This is a genomic window from Aliirhizobium wenxiniae (assembly GCF_019511445.1).
Lineage (GTDB): Bacteria > Pseudomonadota > Alphaproteobacteria > Rhizobiales > Rhizobiaceae > Neorhizobium > Neorhizobium wenxiniae_A.
The window spans coordinates 1-520 of sequence record NZ_JAEUAN010000085.1 but is presented as its reverse complement, the minus strand read 5'-3'; the positions used below and the strand labels follow the sequence as shown (position 1 = coordinate 520).

Genomic DNA, 520 nt, shown 5'->3' with positions numbered 1-520 from the left:
CCGCAGTACTGGCGAACGTATTATCGCTCTCGATGATTTTCGCTCAATGCTTGATATAGAGCATAAATATCAAACATATAAATCACTTAACCAGCAATTATTAAGACCCTGCATTGACGAACTGAACAAAAAAAGCGACCTGGCTGTAACGGTTGAGACGATCAAAAAGGGGCGCACGGTTGTAGCCCTGCATTTTCGCTTCAAGGAAGACAAACAGATCAAGATGACGATCTAAAATCGATTTTAAGGCACCTAAAACGCTCCCTGCTGCGTTTTTTTTGTGTTAGTAGTGCGAAGGTACTATTGAAGTGAAAAATTGCGTCAAAAACGCTCTAATGCAGCGAAAAAAGAACCCCCAATTTTTGGGGGCGGAAAAACAAAACTATGCTTGCATTATGTGAGTGTGCTTCTTGCATTCATCCCTGTCGATGAACATCGACGAACATAACACGATGTTAAACAAAACAAAATATTGTTCACATTCACTGTGACCAACCGCGATCATGTCTCCTCTCGGTGG

The 520-nt window shown here is 41.7% G+C and carries 1 protein-coding gene; it reads left to right on the top strand.

The features are described 5' to 3' along the window. On the top strand, window positions 1-235 hold a 235-nt coding region (locus JNB91_RS30405; RefSeq protein ID WP_217822443.1), incomplete at its 5' end, for a replication initiation protein. Window positions 236-520 lie beyond the last annotated feature (285 nt).